Source organism: Blastococcus sp. Marseille-P5729 (assembly GCF_900292035.1).
Classification (GTDB): domain Bacteria; phylum Actinomycetota; class Actinomycetes; order Mycobacteriales; family Antricoccaceae; genus Cumulibacter.
On record NZ_OMPO01000001.1, the window covers coordinates 1,084,888 to 1,100,349 of the forward strand.

Genomic DNA, 15,462 nt, shown 5'->3' on the forward strand with positions numbered 1-15,462 from the left:
TGCACGATGATGCAGTCATCACGACCTTCGTCGTGCCCGAAGACGTGGCGGTCAGCATAGGGCCGCCCGAGACTGCAGGAGCCACTCTCCCATGCGCGAAACCTTTCAGGATGCCCTCGACCAGGTGAGCAACCAGCTCGTCGACATGACGAACCTGGCCGGATCCGCCATCAGCCGGGCCACGACCGCGCTCATGGACGCCGATATCAAGCTGGCCGAAAGCGTGATCGACAGCGACGACCACATCGACCAGATCCGGGTCGACATCGAGGCACAAGCCTTCGATCTGCTCGCCCGTCAGCAGCCGGTCGCCACTGACCTCCGGGTCGTCGTGACCGCGCTGCAGATGGCCACCGACCTCGAGCGGATGGGTGATCTGGCCGCCCACATCGCCAAGGTGGCGCGGATGCGCTACCCCAACAGCGCACTACCCCAGCCGGTACGGCCGGTCATCCTCGAGATGGCGCAGAGCGCGCAGCGAAACGTGGCCAAGGCCGGCTCCGCGATCGCCTCGCGGGACGCCGAACGCGCCCACGAGCTGGAGGAGGATGACGACAGCGTCGATCGCCAGCATCGCGAGCTGTTCCGGATCCTGCTGGACCCGAAGTGGTCGCACGGTATCGAGGCCGCCATCGACATCACCCTGCTCGGCCGCTACTACGAGCGCTTCTCCGACCACGCCGTCGCGGTGGCCCGCCGGGTGATCTACATCGTCACCGGCGAGCGCAGCGAGCAGACCGCGAGCGCCGGATCTCTCGAGCTGCCGCACGCGATCGGGGTCGCCGAGGACTCCGACGAGCCCACCGCCTGACCACCGGGTCCGGCGGTTACTTCTTGCCCTGGTTGGCCACCGCCTGGATCGCGGCCGCGGCGGCGTCCGGGTCGAGGTACTCGCCGCCGGGATTGGTCGGCTTCAGCTCCTCGTCGAGGTGGTACACCAGCGGGATGCCGGTGGGGATGTTCAGCCCGACAACGGCGTCCTCGCTCATGCCGTCGAGGTGCTTGACCAGCGCTCGGAGGCTGTTGCCGTGCGCCGCGACCAGTACGTTCATGCCCGCCAGCAGCTCGGGGACGATCGCGTCGTACCAGTACGGCAGCATGCGGACGACGACGTCCTTCAGGCACTCGGTCTGCGGGCGGGCCTCCGGCGGGAGCATCTGGTAACGAGCGTCGTGGAACTGCGACCATTCATCGTCGCGGTCCAGCTCGGGCGGTGGCGTGTCGTACGAGCGGCGCCAGAGCATGAACTGCTCCTCGCCGAACTCGTCACGAACCTGCGTCTTGTCCTTGCCCTGCAGGGCTCCGTAATGGCGCTCGTTAAGCCGCCAGGAGCGGTGCACCGGAATCCAGTGCCGATCGGCCGTGTCCAGTGACAGCTGACAGGTGATGATCGCGCGCCGCAGTACCGAGGTGAAGGCGACATCGGGCAGCAGATCGCGCTCGGCGAGCAGCTCGCCGCCGCGCTGCGCCTGGGCGACACCCGTCTCGGTCAGCGGGACGTCGACCCATCCGGTGAACAGGTTCTTCTTGTTCCAATCGCTCTCGCCGTGCCGCAGCAGGATGAGCGTGCCGATGTTGGTCATGTCTCCACCTTGTCAAACCTGCTCGCCGGTCTCGTCACCGAGGTCGGGCTGCTTCTCCTCGCGCATCATCTGATCGATCAGCCCCTTGAACGCCTCGAGGTTGTGGGTGGGCTCGCCGCGGCTGGTGCGCCACTTCCACTCGCGAGCGATCGCCGTCCGGAAGCCGATCTCGATCATTGGGTTGAAGTTGTCGTCGGCCATCTGCAGCACGGTGCCCAGCAGCCGGTCGATCTCCTCGTGCGTGACGGCAGCCAGCGGCAGCCGCCCCATGAGGTAGACGTCACCCACCTTGTCGATCGCCCACGCGACGCTGTAGCTGCGGGCGTTCTTGGTCAGCAGGTAGGCCCAGAGCTCCTCGAAGCCCTCATCGGGGTGGCGCATCACGAATGCCGAGATCTGCAGCGAGTGCGGCGAGATCTTCAGATGGCAGGTCGTCTTGAGCCGCCTGGTACCGGGGAGGTCGGCGGCGAAGTGGTCATCGGCGAGCTTCTGGTGATCGAGCTCCATGCTGGCGAGGGTCTCCTCGATGACCTTCGCGGCCGCGGCCACCTCCGGCTGCTGCCCGTTCGCGTGCGATGAGGTCGTGTAGGTCTGCGCCATTCCCCTATCCTGCCCGTCCCGCCCCGAACATGCGAGGATGACGCCATGTCGATCAAGCGAACTGCCGTGGTCACCGGGGCATCCAGCGGCATCGGTGCTGCGACCGCCCGTTCCCTTGCGCACCAGGGGTTCCACGTCGTGTGTGTCGCTCGGCGGATGGACCGGTTGACCGAGCTGGCCGATGAGATCAGCGGCGAGGCGGTCAGCCTGGACGTCACGTCGAACGAGTCCGTGCAGTCCCTGGCCGACTCGCTGGAGCGCGTCGACGTCCTGGTGAACAACGCCGGCGGGGCGTTCGGCACCGACTTCATCGCGGATGCGAAGGACGATGACTGGGAGCGGATGCTGCAGATCAACGTGCTCGGCGTGATGCGGGTGACGCGGGCCCTGCTGCCGGCTCTTGAGGCATCCGGTGCCGGCACCATCGTCACGGTCACCTCCACCGCGGGGATCGGCGTATACGAGGGCGGCGGGGGCTACACCGCAGCCAAGCACGGCGCGCATGCCCTCATGGGCACCCTTCGTCTGGAGCTGTGCGGGAAGCCGGTGCGGGTGATCGAGGTGCTGCCGGGCATGGTGCATACCGAGGAGTTCTCACTGAACCGGCTCGGAGGGGATCAGGCGAAGGCCGATGCGGTGTACGCGGGCGTCGACGGCCCGCTGCTGGCCGAGGACGTCGCCGACGCCATTACCTGGACCGTCACGCGACCACAGCACGTGAACGTCGACCAGCTGGTGATCCGGCCGATCGCGCAGGCCGCGCAGCACAAGGTCGCCCGCGACGGCGGCGTCACCGGGCGCCGCTAGCGCGCGCTCGCTAAAGCCGGCAGCCGATCAGCAGGGGCTCCGGGGTCAGCTCGATCGCGAACCTGCCCTGCACCCCGTCTCGCACCTCCCGCGCCAGCGCGATCAGGTCTTCCGTGCTCGCCCCGCCTCGGTTGGTGAGCGCCAGGGTGTGCTTCGTCGACAGGGACACGCGATCGTTGCCGTAGCCCTTCTGGAACCCGGCGTGGTCGATCAGCCACGCGGCCGAGGCCTTCACCAGCCCGTCGCCCGCGTCGTACGCCGGCGCGCCGTCCGGCACAGCCTGCGGTGGGACGATCGGGTTGGTGAAGAACGACCCGGCGCTCCACGTGTCGTGATCGTCCGGATCGAGCACCATGCCCTTGGAGCGGCGCAGCCCGACCACGGCCGCGCGCACCTCGCCCAGGGGTGCTCGCTCACCGGGCTGGACGCCGAGGGTGCGGGCGAGCTCGGCGTAGCGGATCGGCGCCGACAGCGGCGAGCGGGTCAGGCGCAGCCGCACCGAGAGGACGACGTACTGCCGGGAATGCTTAAAGACGCTGGTCCGGTAGCCGAACCCGCAGTCGGCCGCGCCCATGGTGACCACGCTGCCGGCCGACCGGTCGAGCACCTCCACCGCCTCGAGGACGTCGGCGATCTCGGCGCCGTACGCGCCGACGTTCTGCACCGGGGTCGCGCCCACCAGCCCGGGAATGCCAGAGAGGCATTCCAGTCCAGAAAGCCCGTCGTCGACGGTACGCGCGACCAGATCGTCCCAGTTCTCGCCGGCCGCGAGGTCGAGCAGCACGGTGTCGCCGTCGTCGCATCGGTCCTCGCCGGCGGTGGCGATCCGGATCGTGGCTCCGGCGAAGCCGTCGTCAGCGATCACCAGGTTGCTGCCGCCGCCGAGCAGCAACACCGGCGATCCGGCGTCGTCCGCCTCCCGGACTGCATCGGCCAGCTCGTCGGCGGTGCCCGCGGTCACCATCCGCGATGGGCCTCCCAGGCGCATGGTGGTGTAGTCGGCGAGGCGGATGTGCTGCGGCGTCGTCACGTTATAGAAGGTATCGAAGTAGCCGCGGAACCCGCTGATCAGTTCGCGCAGCCGCGCTGAGCGCGGCCCTCGTGCGGGGCGAGAGCACGCCGAGGGGCTCGCGTGGCGATCTCGTGAGGTTCGAGGGCGCCGCGGCTCACCAGCGGCTTCCGCCTTCCTGCAGCTCGCGGACGGCCGGGCGCACGTCGGCCAGGTAGATGCCGATACCCACCGCGGCGATGATGCCGAGGAAGGACAGGTACCCCATGAAGTAGACGACCAGTCCGCACAGCAGGAGGATCCCCATCCAGGCGGGCTTGCTGAGCTTGTCGACCGCCGGGAAGGCGGCCGCGGGCCGGATCGCTGAGTCGACGAAGGCCCACAGACAGAGGGCGAGCAGCCCGAAGTCGAGGGCGAGCGAGAGGTAGTACTCGACGATCAGCACGATCGCCAGTTTATAGCCGAACGCGCCGGCCGGCGGAGAGCCGGCCGGCGCGCGTACCGCGGGGTTACTCCGTCGGGAGAGCCTCCTGCGTCGCCTTCACCGGCTGCGCCTTGGTGGGATCGGCCGCCTTGGCTGGCTGGGTCGACTTCGCGGGGCTGGACTTCTTCGCAGTCGTCTTCTTGGCCGGCGTCTTCTTGGCAGCGGTCTTCTTCGCCGTCTTCTTGACCGGGGCCTTCTTGGCCGGGGCCTTTCTGGCCGGGGCCTTCTTCGCGGGAGCGCTCGCCTTGGCAGGCGCGGCCTTCTTGGCGGCATCCGCGGCGTCCTCGGTCCCATCTGCCGCAGCGTTGGCCGCACGGTCCGCGGCACTCTTGGCGGCGTCGGCCGCGTCCTTGGTGGCGTCGGCCGCGCCCTTGGTGGCGTCCGCCGCCGCGCCGGTCACGCTGTCCGCGGCAACCTTTGTCGCGTCGGCGACCTCCTTGGTGGCGTCTGCGGCAGCGCCGGTCACCTTTTGGGCCGCGTCCCGGTTCGCCTCCGCAGCGCCCCTCGTCGCCTTGGCCGTGGCGTCGGCGGTCTTCGTCGTCGCGTCCTTGGCCGCGTCGGTGACCTCCTGACCGGCCTTGGCCGCTGCGTCCGTTGCCCGACTGGTCGCGTCCTTCGTCGCGCCGGCGGTCTCCTTCGCAAGCCCGATGGCAGCGTCGGTGCTCTTACGAGCGGCCTTCTCCATCTCGGCGACGGTGTCCTTCGCCCGCGAGCCGGCCTCGCGAGCCATCTGCTGGCCGCGTGAGATCAGCGCGGCGGCGTCGTCCGATGCCTTCTCGCTGACCTCCGCTACCCGCTGCACGACCGGGCTCTCACTGATGGTCTTGGTCAGCTCGCCGACGGCCTTCTCGCCGCGCTCGGTCAGCGCCTCGTAGCTCTTCAGCAGGGCGTTGGTGTATTCCTGCATGTTGGCCTGGATGTCGTGCGTGGTGGTCTCGCTGATGCTCTTCTGGAAGTCGGCGGCCTTCTTGCGGCCGTCGGCGAAGGCCGTCTCGAGCTCCTCGCGCAGCTTCGCGATGCTCTCGACAATCGCGTCGCGGTAGGTGTCGATCGCGGCCTGGGTGCGCTCGGCCATCGCCTTGGTCTGCTCGACCATCAGGTCGTTCAGCCCGACCATCGCGTAGAACGGCCGGCGGCCGTCCTCGGCGACCTTCTTCGCCTCGTTCAGGGCGTTCTCCGTGGCCGACTTGATGTCGTCGCTCATGCTCATCCTGTGTCTCCTTGTCGGTTCGTGTCAGAGCTGTCGTCGTGCTCGCAGAAGGACTGATAGACCTCGATCAGCGCCTGCTTCTGGCGGTCATTGAGCCGTTCGTCACCCCGGATCGCAGCGACCACATCACCGCCGCCTTCGGACGGCTCGAGCAGCCCAGCGCGGACGTAGAGTGTCTCGGCCGAGATGCGCAGCCCCTTGGCGATCTGGGCGAGGATCTCGGCGCTGGGGCGTCGGAGCCCACGCTCGATCTGCGAGAGATATGGATTGCTGACGTCGGCGAGCTCGGCGAGCTGGCGCAGCGAGACCTTGGCCTGCTCTCGCTGGGTTCGAATGAATGCGCCCAGCCCCTCGATGGGGTCGCTCAACGTCGGCATCGGTCCCCTTCCCCCACCTAGGCTAGGCGCTACTGCTTGCAACTGCAAGCAGGCTGCTAACGCCCGTGTATATGACTCCAGACACGCGGGACCCCACCTACGATGGCCCCATGACCGTCAGGCCCATCGTCATCACCGGCGACCCCGTGCTGCACTCACCCACCCGTCCCGTCGATCGCGTGGATGACGCGGTACGCGCATTGGTCGACGACATGTTCGCGACCATGGCGGCAGCGCGCGGGGTAGGTCTCGCCGCGAACCAGATCGGCGTGGACCTCCGCATGTTCGTGTACGACTGCCCCGACGACGAGGGGAACTTCCACCGAGGGCTGTTCATCAACCCCGAGATCCAGACCAGCGAGAAGCCCGACGGTATGCCGGATCCGGACGACGACTACGAAGGCTGCCTCTCGGTGCCGGGCGAGGCATTCCCGACCGGGCGGGCCGACTGGGCCAAGGTGACCGGTACCGACCTCGACGGGAATGCCGTCGTCCTCGAAGGGACCGGCTTCCTCGCGCGCATGCTGCAGCACGAAGTGGACCATCTCGACGGCTTCGTCTACCTCGACCGGCTGGTGGGCCGGCACAAGCGAATGTCGAAGCGGGCGGTACGTGCTCGCGGGTGGGCAGAGCGCGGAATCGGCTCCTGGGATCCGGCAGAGCTCGAGTCGGAGGAGGTCTAGTCCCACCTCAAGCCCGGCAGAGTATCTCCCCATGGGGGAGCAGGATCCACGCATCCGGCGCACTTCCCCATTCACGCCATGCGCACTGGATCTCCCGCAGGCGCGCGTCGTCGGCGAGGCCGCGCTCGACGGCCTGGGTTGCGAAGTCGGAGTGAATGACACGGTCGGCCCACAGCTGCGACCACCACTGAACCTCGTCGTCCGACGCATAGCACCACACGCTCCCGGAAGATGCGACATCTTCGAAGCCCACGGCCAGCGCCCAGGACTTCAGCATGCGGCCCGCGTCCGGGTGGCAGCCGCCGGCGTACGCCGTGTCGCGATACACCCGCTGCCACTGTTGGATCCCAGATATAGCAGGGAAGAAGGCGATCGCTCCGTAGTCGACGTCGCGCGCGGCCACAACCCCACCCGGACGGCAGACTCGCCGCATCTCACGCAGTGCGGCGATCGGGTCGCTGAGGTGCTGCAACACCTGGTGAGCGTGCACCACGTCGAAGCTGTCGTCGTCGTACGGCAGTGCATAAACATCGCCCTCCTCGAAGGAGATGCGGTGGGCGACACCCGCGGCTTCAGCATTCTCGCCCGCCGCGACCAGCACCTCGGGAGCTGCCTCCAGCCCGACCACACGTCCGGGGGCAACCACTGCGGCCAGGTCAGCGGTGATCGTTCCGGGCCCGCAGCCGACGTCGAGCAGACTTAGCCCCGGCCGCAGACGCGGCAGCAGGTAGGCGGCAGAGTTCTCCGCCGTACGCCAGGAGTGCGAACGCAGGACGCTCTCGTGATGCCCATGCAGATACTCGTCGCCCATCCCACCAGCATGGCGTTGATGCTCATCATTCGGAATGCCATTCCGAATATTGGGACCTAGACGTCGAGCCCCTCGTCGACGATCGCGGCGTACTCGACCTCCTCATCAACGATGAGGACCTCTGCCCCGTCTGCGATGTTGCGCTTCAGGACGGCGAGAGCGATCGGCCCTTCCTCATGGTGGATCACCGACGTACCTAGGAATCCGACCTCCCGACCCTTGCTGACCACCTTGGCTCCGGACGCCGGCACGGTGTGCTGCGATCCGTCGACCTGCAGCTTCACCAGCCTGCGAGGCGGCCGGCCCAGATTGTGCACGCGGGCCACCGTCTCCTGGCCTCGGTAGCAGCCCTTGTTCAGGTGAACTGCTTTCCCGATCAGGCCGATCTCGTGCGGGATGGTGCGATGGTCGGTCTCACGCCCCAGGCGAGGGCGCAACCGCTCCACCCGCCAGGCGTCATATGCCATCTGGCCCGCAGGTTCGGCCCCTGCCTCGAGGACTGCGCGCACCGCCTCGTCGATCCCGTCACGAGATCCGAGCAGGTCGATCTCGCCGGGGAACGGCAGCGTGCGCACCCAGCCCCACGAGGCCGGTGCCACCGTTCCCGCACCAGGGGTGGGCTGCTGCAGGATCGAGGACACGATCTCCTCGGCCCGAGGGCCGGCGACCGTCGCCATTGCGAAGCGTTCGCTGCGGTCCTCGACCTCGACTCGTAGCATGAAGCGCATTCGGTCGAGGTAGTCGGCCAGCTCGGCCGCTTTGCCTGGCTCGGTGTCGATCCAGACCTCGTCTCCGAGCGAGGTGAACCACAGGTCCTGCTCGACGTGCCCGTGCGGGGACAGGATGAGGCCCTCGATCGTGGTCCGGTCCGGCATCTGCTCGAGGTGCTGCGAGGTCAGCGAGTGCAGCCAGCTCAGCCGGTCGGCGCCGGTGACGACGACCAGCCCTCGGTCACTGCGGTCGAGGACACCGGCCGAGCGGGTCATGGTCCGCTGCTCGCGCAGCGGGTCTCCGTAGTGGGCGGCGACGCCGGCGTCGATTCCCTCGCCCGCGACCCGTCCGGGGCGTTCAGTCAGCGCTGTCATCGGCTCACTCCTTCTCTGCTGGTGGCGCTGCCGCCACGCACTTCGCGCACAACCCGGCCAGCGCCACATGGTTGGCATCGAGCCGGAATCCGTCGCGTTCCATCAGCTCTCTGGCCACCCCGGCGAGCAGCTCAGTCGACATCGACTCGACGTCGCCGCATCCGTTGCAGCGCACGTGCACGTGGTCGTAGTGCTCGGCCGGGTGGTAGGTCGGCGGACCGTGCCCGATGTGGGTGTGGCGGACCAGCGCGAGCCCCTCGAGCAGATCGAGCGCACGGTAGACGGTGGTGAGGTTCAGGCTCCCGCCGTCCTCGCGGACCCGTTCGGCGATCTGATCGGGCGTGGCGTGGCGCAACGCGCGTACCGCCTCCAGCACCCGGCGACGCTGCGCGGTCAGCCGCAGCCCACGCTCGTGCAGCTGATCGGCCAGAGCGTCGGACATGTCCCTCATCGTAGGCCGCTGTGAAAAACTGGGCGCATGACCGCTGCTGCTGACCCCCGATTCCTCAGTGTCCTGCGCCGCGATAGCGAGTCGTGGGCGGTGCACCGCCACGATCCGGACGCCCCGTTGCTCACCGCCTTCGACTACGCCGCCACCCGCGGGGACGGCGCCTTCGAGGCGATGCATGTGGTCAACGGAACGGCGAACAAGCCCGGTCGCCATCTGGAGCGGATGGCCCGATCGCTGCACAACCTGGAGATCGTCGGGCCGCCGTACGCCGCCTGGCGCGCGCTCGTCGACGACCTGATCACGCAGTGGCCGGACGACATCGAAGGCGTGCTGAAGCTGGTGATCAGCCGGGGCCAGGAGGGTGGCCCGGCCGATCAGGACCCGACGGTCTACGGCACTCTGGTGCCGCTCGAGCAGCTGCTGATCGACCAGCGCCGCGACGGTATCGACATCATCACGCTGACCTTCGGCTACCCCGCCGAGGTGCGGGAGCAGGCCCCCTGGCTGCTCGGCTCGACCAAGTACCTCTCGTACGCCGTCAACATGGCCGCCAAGCGCGAGGCTGCCCATCGCGGCGCGGACGACGTCCTGTTCACCTCGCACGACGGCGAGGCGCTCGAGGGTCCGAACGCGACGATCCTGTGGTTGGAGGGCGACGCTCTGAAGACGACCTCCTCGCACACCGGGATCCTGCGCGGCACCACCCAGGAGGAGATCTTCAGCCAGGCGATGCGTCATGGCCTGCGGCCGATCGTCACGCATGCGACGGTGGCGGAGATCCTCGCCGCCGACGCCGCCTGGATGAGCTCGTCGACTCGCGGCGTCGCGGCCGTGAAGACCATCGACGGCCAGCAGGTCAAGCAGGACGCCGAGAAGACCCGCCTGCTGCAGCAGCTCTCCGGCCTTCCCCTTCCCTAGCCCGGACGACGCCCTCGTGCACGCGGTGGCTAGAGCACCTTCGAGAGGAATGCCTGGGTGCGTTCGTGCTGCGGGTTGGTGAGCACCGCGCGAGGGTCGCCGGCCTCGACGACGTACCCGCCGTCCATGAACACCAGCGAGTCGCCGACCTCACGGGCGAAGCCCATCTCATGGGTGACCACGACCATGGTCATGCCCGATTGCGCGAGCTCCTTCATCACATTGAGGACGTCGCCGACCAGCTCGGGGTCGAGGGCGGACGTCGGCTCGTCGAACAGCATCAGCTTCGGCTCCATCGCCAGCGCGCGGGCGATCGCCACCCGCTGCTGCTGTCCGCCGGAGAGCTGCGAGGGATACATCTTCATCCGATCCGAGAGCCCGACGCGATCGAGCAGCTCCTCGGCCTTCGCGTGCGCCTCCTTCTTGCCGATCCCCTTGACCTTCATGGGGGCCTCGACGACGTTCTCGATGGAGGTCTTGTGCGGGAAGAGGTTGAAGCGCTGGAAGACCATGCCGATGTCACGGCGCTGCGCGGCGATCGCGGCCGGCTTCATCTCGTGCAGCTTGTCGCCGCGCTGCTGGTAGCCGATCAGCTCACCGTCGACCCACAGCCGGCCCGCGGTGATCTGCTCGAGGTGGTTGATGCAGCGCAGGAAGGTCGACTTACCGGAGCCGGAGGGCCCGATGATGCACATGACCTCGCCCTGCCCGACCTCCAGGTCGATACCCTTGAGCACCTCGACCGGACCGAACCGCTTGGAGACCTTGCTGGCCCGCACCATCGGGCCACCCTCGGCACAGGACAGTGGGACGTCGAAGTCGTCCGCTACCGCGCTCATCCCTTCGGCCCCATCTGCTCGAGCGCGATCTCGGCGTCCGGGTCGACCGCCGCGCCCTTCGGGTCCACGGTCTGCTTGGGCGGCCCCCCGATGCCCAGCCGCAGCTTGAGCTTCTGGATCGGGGTCAGCGGCTGCACCCGGTTCGAGCCGCGTCCGAAGTAGCGCTCCAGGTAGAACTGCCCGATCATCAGGATGCTGGTGATCACGAGGTACCAGAAGGCTGCCACGATCAGCAGCGGGATCGGCTTGAAGATCGGGACGGCGATGTTGCGCGTCTGCGCCTGCAGCTCGAGGGTGAACGGGACCGCCGAGACCAGCGAGGTGGTCTTGAGCATAGAGATGAACTCGTTGCCGGTCGGCGGGACGATCACCCGCATCGCCTGCGGCAGCACGATCCGCCTCATGGTCTTGCCGCGGCTCATGCCGAGCGCGGCTGCGGCCTCCTGCTGGCCGCCGTCGACCGACAGCAGGCCCGCGCGCACGATCTCGGCCATGTAGGCCGCCTCGTTGAGCGCCAGGCCGAACAGCGCGGCGACGAACGGGGTCACGATCTCGGGCGTGCTCCACTCCACCCAGGTCGGCCCGAACGGGATGCCGATGCCGACCCTCGGAATCAGCACGCCGACCAGGCCCCAGAAGATCAACTGGGTGTAGACCGGCGTACCGCGGAAGACCCACAGGTAGAACCACGCGACGCCGGAGACGACCGGGTTGTCCGACATCCGCATCACGGCGATCGTCACGCCCACGACCAGCGCGATGGCCATCGCCCCGACCGAGAGGATCAGCGTGTACCGGATACCCTCCACGACCCGCTGGTCGTATAGATACTTCCCGACCAGCTCCCACTGGTAGTTGGGGTTGGTGATCAGGTTGTTGACGAGCATCGCCGCCAGCAACGCCAGCAGCGCCACGAACACCCACCGCCACGGATGGCGCAGCGGAATCGCCTTGATCTCCTCGGCGTGGTCGTAGTCCGCGCGCGAGGCGAGCGCTCCGGCCTCGCGGCGGGCCGGCCCGGTGGCCGGGGTGCTGCCCGATCGTCGGTCGGGGCTCTCAGTCATCGCTCACCCTTCGATGATGATGCGGCGACGGCCGACTGCGGGCTCGCAGTCGGCCGTCGGTGCGGGCCGGTCAACTTCCGGGGTTGATCTCCGGAGTGTCGATCGCGCCCGCCTCGGCGCCCCACTTCTCCAGGATGTCGTCGTAGGTGCCGTCCTCCATCAGCGAGTTGAGGGCGGCGAGCACGGCATCGGCGAGCTCGGTCGAGCCCTTGGGCAGCGCGATGCCGTACGGCGCGGAGTCGTACATCTCGCCCGCTTCTTCCAGCGCTCCATCACTCTTGGCGATGGCATCGAGGGTCACTGGGAGATCGGCCAGCATGGCGTCGGTCTTGCCGGTCACCACGGCGGTGGTCGCATCACCCTGGCTGTCGAACTTCTGGACGTCGATCGGCTCCTTGCCTCCGGCGGTGCATTCCTCCGACTTGGCGGTGATGTCCTCTTCCTGCACGGTTCCGGTCTGCACCGACACCTTCTTGCCGCAGGCGTCGTCCGGGTCGATCGAGTCGCCCTCCTTGACCGCCCACATGGTGCCCGCCTCGTAGTAACTGACGAAGTCGACCACCTGCTTGCGCTCGTCGTTGATCGTGAACGAGGAGATGGCCAAATCGAACTTCGGGCCGATCGACGGGATGATGGTCTCGAATGCGGCGGTCTCCGGCGCCATCTCCAGGCCCAGCTTCTTGCCGATCGCCTTGATGAGGTCGATGTCCATGCCGACGATGGTCTTGCCGTCGTCGTCGATGAACTCGTTGGGTGGATAGGTGGTGTCCGAGCCGACCTTCAGTGTGCCCTTGCTCTTGATGTCCTCCGGGACCAGGCCAGCGGCGTCCGCGTCCTCGGCGACGTCGTCGAGGTTGAAGCTCGACTCGGTGTCACCACCCGAACCGCCCCCGTCGTCCGCCGAGTTGTCGGTGCCGCCACAGGCTGACAACGTGAGGCTGGTGGCGACCATCCTCCGAGTGACCTACGAACCGGCCGAGATCGGCCTGGTGCTGGTGAACACATGAACAGTAGGCCAATTCAAACCCCTGCTCCACCGCTGGCGGCACTGAGAAACACAGTTGTGACCCGCTAGTAGCAGACGGGCCATCTAGCGCGTGGGCAGTGGCTTGGGTAACAATGCGGTCAAGGCGCTCGTCACCGCGACCGCCCTGACCGCGAGGAGTACTGCCCATGCTCGGAGGCGATCCGCGCGCGGTGCCGTCGGCCACGACGCCTCCGCGCGGTCCCCGGCCGCATCCGGTCCCCGATCCGCACACCCCGGTCGACATGGGGCCGCAACACGCCCAACTAGCTTCGTTGATCCGGTCCCTGGCGACGGTCTCGCAGGAGCAGGACGAGGCGATCGCGGCGGCCTGGTACGAGCTGCGCGGATCGCGCAGGTTCGCTGCCCGCGGCGCGGTGTCGGACGCCGCGAGCCGCCATGGTCGGCTGGACGCCCAGCTCGAGGCGCGGCAGCGCGCGTGGAGCGCGTCCACGCTGCGGTGCCGGGATGCCGCCGCAGATGCGGCGCTCGCGCTGGTGGTCCGCGACCTCGTCGGGTCGGTCGTCTCCAAGGATGCCTACGACCAGCTGACCCGGCCGTGGGCGCGAGTCATGGGCCCGGTGCACCCCGACGACGCACCTGCGCGGTGACAGGTCACCTGCCCAGGAAGAACTCGCGCAACGCGGCGGAGAGATAGCCCGGGTCCTGGATCCCGCACATCTCGCGGGCAGAGTGCATCGACAGCAGCGGGACGCCGACGTCGACCGTGCGGATGCCCAGGCGGGTGGCGGTCAGCGGACCGATCGTCGAGCCGCACGGAATCGCGTTGTTCGAGACGAACACCTGGTGCGGTACACCGGCGCTCTCGCAGGCGCGGCCCCACAGCGCCGCGCCGTGCGCGTCACTGGCGTAACGCTGGTTGGCGTTGACCTTCAGCAACGGGCCGGCGCCGGGCAGCGGACGGTGGGTCGGGTCGTGCCGCTCCGGATAGTTGGGGTGAACGGCGTGCCCGGCGTCCGCGGAGATGCACCACGACCCCGCGATCGCCCGGCGCAGCTCGTCCGGCCCACCACCGAGCGCGTGCCCGATGCCGCTCAGCACGTCGGCGAGGAGCGGTCCCGCGGCGCCGGAGCGGGAGGCACTGCCGATCTCCTCGTGGTCGAAGGCCGCCAGCATGGCTATCTCGTCGGCCGACGCGGCCTGCTCGAGCGCTACCAGTCCGGCGTGCACGGAGGACAGATTGTCCAGCCGGCCGCAGGCCAGCAACTCGCCGGCCGCGCCGATCGGCGCGCCGCGCTGGGTGTCGAAGGAGACCAGGTCGTGCCCGACGACATCGAGCGGGTCGATGCCGGCCAGCCCGGCGAGGTGCGCCATGACGCCGTCCGCCTCGAGTCCCCACACGGGCTGGAGGTGGGCCTGCTTGCCGAGGGCCAGGCCGTCGTTGACCTGCCGGTCCAGGTGGATCGCCAGCTGCGGCAGCCGCATGACCGGCCCCGTCGACACCAGATGCTGGGCCCCGTCGCGGGTGACCAGGCGGCCCGCGACACCCAGGTCGCGATCCAGCCAGGAGTTCAGCAGCGGACCGCCGTACACCTCGACCGCCACCTGCTGCCATCCCTGGTTGCTCATCGACGGCTGCGGCTTGAGCTTCAGGCCCGGCGAGTCGGTGTGCGCACCGACTATCCGCACCGGGGTCGTCGCGGACGCAGCCGCCGGCAGCCGCCAGGCGATCACCGCGCCGTCACGCACCAAGACATACCCGCCCGGCTCGCCGGGGAAGGCTTGCTGTTCGTCGATACGGCTGAATCCAGCAGCGGCCAGCCGGCGCGCGACGGCGTCGGCGGCGTGGTAACTGGACGGCGACGATGCGACGAGCTCGACGAGGTCTTCGGCGTGCTCGAGGTGCGAACGATTCATCGGACCCGCGAGAGCCGGGCCGACAGGTGCGGCTGCAACGGCTGCCCGACGGCGGCCATGTCCATCGCGTACATCAGCTCGCCCTCGACGATGCCGTAGAGGCGATGGTTGCCTGTGACCTCCTTGGCGGTGGCGGTCCGGGCCACGACGTCGGTGGTCAGCTCCCAGCTGGTCGTGGTCCGGGCTCGGCCGACGTACACCTCGACGATTCCGGACTGGTGCGCGAGAACCACCTCGAAGTCATCCCCCTCGCCCGGTCGCCAGAAGCCCATCTCGCGGGCCGCCGGGCGCACGAAAGCGCCGTCGGCGTCCATCACCCAGGAACGGGTCTGCATGCCCAGGAACGGCCGCCCGTCGTGCCAGAACCGGATCTCCTGGCCGTACCGGAATCCCTCGATCGTCGGGTAGTCGCCCTGCCCCGCACCGCGCCACACGCCGAGCAGCGGCAGCAGCGCGAGCAGGCGAGGGTGGATCTCCGGCCCCTTCCGCACGTCGACGGCGTCGATCGGAAGCTCCTGCGGGATCTCAATGGCCTCGGTCATCGCTCACCCCCGAAGGTCTGGTAGGCGCCGCGCGCGCATGCCACCGCGATCAGGAACGCGGCGATGACCAGCAGTGAGGTGATGAACGCTTCCACCC

At 68.5% G+C, this 15,462-nt stretch carries 19 protein-coding genes; 5 read left to right on the forward strand and 14 right to left on the reverse strand.

Features of this window, described 5'->3' with window-relative positions; genetic code table 11:
• The first annotated feature begins 91 nt into the window (after window positions 1-91).
• Window positions 92-811: a phosphate signaling complex protein PhoU gene (gene phoU, locus DAA40_RS05355; RefSeq protein ID WP_106848619.1), complete on the forward strand. Its 720-nt coding sequence runs from the start codon at window positions 92-94 to the stop codon at window positions 809-811.
• 16 nt (window positions 812-827) lie between these two features.
• Here the strand turns inward: phoU and DAA40_RS05360 are convergent, their stop codons facing one another.
• Window positions 828-1,583 (reverse strand): phosphoglyceromutase, encoded by a 756-nt coding sequence (locus tag DAA40_RS05360; RefSeq protein WP_106848620.1) that lies wholly within the window; start codon window positions 1,581-1,583, stop codon window positions 828-830.
• Window positions 1,584-1,595: 12 nt separating this feature from the next.
• A complete protein-coding gene (locus tag DAA40_RS05365) occupies window positions 1,596-2,183 on the reverse strand; it encodes a YbjN domain-containing protein (protein WP_106848621.1) in 588 nt (195 codons plus the stop codon).
• A gap of 45 nt (window positions 2,184-2,228) precedes the next feature.
• On the opposite strand from DAA40_RS05365, the gene DAA40_RS05370 reads away from it, so the two are divergent.
• Window positions 2,229-2,990: an SDR family oxidoreductase gene (locus DAA40_RS05370; RefSeq protein ID WP_199849525.1), complete on the forward strand. Its 762-nt coding sequence runs from the start codon at window positions 2,229-2,231 to the stop codon at window positions 2,988-2,990.
• Between the two features lie 10 nt (window positions 2,991-3,000).
• Here DAA40_RS05370 and DAA40_RS05375 read toward each other — a convergent pair whose 3' ends face one another.
• The 4 genes from DAA40_RS05375 to DAA40_RS05390 all read right to left on the reverse strand — a co-directional run bounded on the left by DAA40_RS05375 (window position 3,001) and on the right by DAA40_RS05390 (window position 6,070).
• The gene (locus DAA40_RS05375; protein ID WP_106848622.1) at window positions 3,001-4,020 is read right to left on the reverse strand and encodes a UDP-N-acetylmuramate dehydrogenase; all 1,020 of its coding nucleotides are present in this window, start codon (window positions 4,018-4,020) and stop codon (window positions 3,001-3,003) included.
• A 136-nt stretch (window positions 4,021-4,156) separates the two neighbouring features.
• The gene (locus DAA40_RS05380) at window positions 4,157-4,444 is read right to left on the reverse strand and encodes a DUF2516 family protein (RefSeq protein ID WP_199849526.1); all 288 of its coding nucleotides are present in this window, start codon (window positions 4,442-4,444) and stop codon (window positions 4,157-4,159) included.
• 64 nt (window positions 4,445-4,508) lie between these two features.
• Complete coding sequence (locus DAA40_RS05385; protein ID WP_158716249.1) at window positions 4,509-5,687, reverse strand: hypothetical protein; 1,179 nt, start codon at window positions 5,685-5,687, stop codon at window positions 4,509-4,511.
• Window positions 5,688-5,689: 2 nt separating this feature from the next.
• A complete protein-coding gene (locus DAA40_RS05390) occupies window positions 5,690-6,070 on the reverse strand; it encodes a helix-turn-helix domain-containing protein (RefSeq protein WP_106848625.1) in 381 nt (126 codons plus the stop codon).
• A 110-nt stretch (window positions 6,071-6,180) separates the two neighbouring features.
• Here DAA40_RS05390 and DAA40_RS05395 point away from each other — a divergent pair, with 110 nt between their 5' ends.
• Window positions 6,181-6,753, forward strand: coding sequence for a peptide deformylase (locus DAA40_RS05395; RefSeq protein ID WP_106848626.1), 573 nt, complete (start codon window positions 6,181-6,183; stop codon window positions 6,751-6,753).
• Window positions 6,754-6,760: 7 nt separating this feature from the next.
• Here the strand turns inward: DAA40_RS05395 and DAA40_RS05400 are convergent, their stop codons facing one another.
• Genes DAA40_RS05400 through DAA40_RS05410 form a run of 3 tightly spaced genes read right to left on the reverse strand, consistent with a single transcriptional unit; the run spans window position 6,761 to window position 9,091 of the window.
• Window positions 6,761-7,564 carry a class I SAM-dependent methyltransferase gene (locus DAA40_RS05400; RefSeq protein ID WP_106848627.1) on the reverse strand — a complete coding sequence of 268 codons (804 nt, stop codon included), beginning with the start codon at window positions 7,562-7,564 and terminating at the stop codon, window positions 6,761-6,763.
• 56 nt (window positions 7,565-7,620) lie between these two features.
• Window positions 7,621-8,649: a folate-binding protein YgfZ gene (locus DAA40_RS05405; protein WP_158716250.1), complete on the reverse strand. Its 1,029-nt coding sequence runs from the start codon at window positions 8,647-8,649 to the stop codon at window positions 7,621-7,623.
• 4 nt (window positions 8,650-8,653) lie between these two features.
• A complete protein-coding gene (locus DAA40_RS05410; RefSeq protein ID WP_106848629.1) occupies window positions 8,654-9,091 on the reverse strand; it encodes a Fur family transcriptional regulator in 438 nt (145 codons plus the stop codon).
• A 36-nt stretch (window positions 9,092-9,127) separates the two neighbouring features.
• On the opposite strand from DAA40_RS05410, the gene DAA40_RS05415 reads away from it, so the two are divergent.
• The gene (locus tag DAA40_RS05415) at window positions 9,128-10,018 is read left to right on the forward strand and encodes an aminotransferase class IV (protein ID WP_106848630.1); all 891 of its coding nucleotides are present in this window, start codon (window positions 9,128-9,130) and stop codon (window positions 10,016-10,018) included.
• 29 nt (window positions 10,019-10,047) lie between these two features.
• Here the strand turns inward: DAA40_RS05415 and DAA40_RS05420 are convergent, their stop codons facing one another.
• The 3 genes from DAA40_RS05420 to DAA40_RS05430 form a co-directional block, all read right to left on the reverse strand.
• Window positions 10,048-10,800 (reverse strand): amino acid ABC transporter ATP-binding protein, encoded by a 753-nt coding sequence (locus DAA40_RS05420; protein WP_106849278.1) that lies wholly within the window; start codon window positions 10,798-10,800, stop codon window positions 10,048-10,050.
• 53 nt (window positions 10,801-10,853) lie between these two features.
• Window positions 10,854-11,921, reverse strand: coding sequence for an amino acid ABC transporter permease (locus tag DAA40_RS05425; RefSeq protein WP_106848631.1), 1,068 nt, complete (start codon window positions 11,919-11,921; stop codon window positions 10,854-10,856).
• Between the two features lie 70 nt (window positions 11,922-11,991).
• Window positions 11,992-12,873 carry an ABC transporter substrate-binding protein gene (locus DAA40_RS05430; protein WP_106848632.1) on the reverse strand — a complete coding sequence of 294 codons (882 nt, stop codon included), beginning with the start codon at window positions 12,871-12,873 and terminating at the stop codon, window positions 11,992-11,994.
• Window positions 12,874-13,094: 221 nt separating this feature from the next.
• On the opposite strand from DAA40_RS05430, the gene DAA40_RS05435 reads away from it, so the two are divergent.
• Window positions 13,095-13,556: a hypothetical protein gene (locus DAA40_RS05435; RefSeq protein WP_106848633.1), complete on the forward strand. Its 462-nt coding sequence runs from the start codon at window positions 13,095-13,097 to the stop codon at window positions 13,554-13,556.
• A 4-nt stretch (window positions 13,557-13,560) separates the two neighbouring features.
• On the opposite strand, the gene DAA40_RS05440 is transcribed toward DAA40_RS05435, so the two are convergent.
• Window positions 13,561-14,823 (reverse strand): M18 family aminopeptidase, encoded by a 1,263-nt coding sequence (locus DAA40_RS05440; protein WP_106848634.1) that lies wholly within the window; start codon window positions 14,821-14,823, stop codon window positions 13,561-13,563.
• Complete coding sequence (locus DAA40_RS05445; RefSeq protein WP_106848635.1) at window positions 14,820-15,365, reverse strand: FABP family protein; 546 nt, start codon at window positions 15,363-15,365, stop codon at window positions 14,820-14,822. Before DAA40_RS05445 ends, DAA40_RS05440 begins: the two co-directional genes overlap by 4 nt.
• Window positions 15,366-15,462: the final 97 nt, after the last annotated feature.